Source organism: bacterium (assembly GCA_030654305.1).
Classification (GTDB): domain Bacteria; phylum Krumholzibacteriota; class Krumholzibacteriia; order LZORAL124-64-63; family LZORAL124-64-63; genus PNOJ01.
This window is the reverse complement of sequence record JAURXS010000358.1, coordinates 1-1145: the sequence shown is the minus strand read 5'-3', so window position 1 is coordinate 1145 and position 1145 is coordinate 1. Positions and strand designations below refer to the sequence as shown.

Annotated in this window: 2 protein-coding genes; one reads left to right on the top strand and one right to left on the bottom strand. The window is 72.4% G+C overall.

Going from position 1 to position 1145, the window contains the following annotated elements; genetic code table 11:
• Positions 1-236: hypothetical protein (locus Q7W29_10270; GenBank protein MDO9172204.1), on the top strand; the 236-nt coding region annotated here is incomplete at its 5' end.
• 15 nt (positions 237-251) lie between these two features.
• On the opposite strand, the gene Q7W29_10265 is transcribed toward Q7W29_10270, so the two are convergent.
• Positions 252-1145: aconitase family protein (locus tag Q7W29_10265; protein MDO9172203.1), on the bottom strand; the 894-nt coding region annotated here is incomplete at its 5' end.

Below are 1145 nucleotides of genomic sequence, written 5' to 3'. Positions count from 1 at the left end.
CCGAGGTGGTCGAGGCCTGCGTGATCGGCGTGCCGGACGCGCTGCTCGGCGAGGCCATCGAGGCCTGGATCGTGCCGGCCGACCCCGCGACCTTCGACGAGCAGTCCCTGCTGCGACACTGCGCGTCGAAGCTCGCGACCTTCAAGATCCCCCGCCGGCTGCACGCCGTGGAGGCGCTGCCCAAGAACTCCTCGGGCAAGGTGCTGAAGGCCGAACTGCGCGCATCCGTGCGCTGAGCCGCCGCCGGCCGCCTACTTCGCCAGCAGCCCCCCGCGCTGGTAGATCTCCATCTGCACCTGGCTGAAGGGTTCGCCCCGCGCGCCGCCGCCGGCCCACGAGATCTGGCCGCTGCCCAAATCGACGGTGATCGCAACCCCGCTCTTCAGGCCGGCCTTCACCGCGTCGGCCGTCACGACCGGCAGCCCCGCGTTGATGGCGTTGCGCTCGTAGATCGCGCCGTAGCTGCGCGCGACCAGCGCCTGCACGCCCAGCGCCGCGAAGCAGTCCACGGCCTGCTGCCGCGAGGACCCGCAGCCGAAGTTGCCGCCGGTGACGACGATGTCGCCGGGCTGGGCCTTCCGCGCGAAATCCTTCCAGCCTTCGAGGTTGTCGAACGTGTACTGGCCCATCTGCTTCAGGTCGGTGATCGCCAGGTAGCGGTTGTGGAAGATCATGTCGGTGTCGATGTTGTCGACGTCGACGATCCAGGCGCGGCCGGTCAGCACGGTGGGCTTGCCGCCGCCGACGGCGCCCGGGCCCGTCGTCGCGACCTTCGCCGCGACGACCGGCGGTGCGAACAGCACCGGCTTCGCGGGCATCGTCGCCGCCGTGCAGATGACGCCGGACACGGCCGAGGCCGCGGCGGTCGCGGGGCTCGCCAGGTAGACTTCGCCCTTGCCCTGCTTGCCGGCGAAGTTGCGGTTGCCCGTCGAGACGGTGACCTCGCCGGGGCCGTTCTGGCCGATCTGGCCGGCGGCGCAGCCGCCGCAGCCGGCGTTGCCGATCAGCGCGCCGGCGTCGGTGAAGACCTTGACCAGCCCCTCGTCCAGGGCCTGCTGCCAGACCGCGCGCGTCGCCGGCACGATCTTCAGCACGACGCCGGGGGCGACGGCGCGCCCCTCGAGCACCCGCGCGGCCGCGCGCAG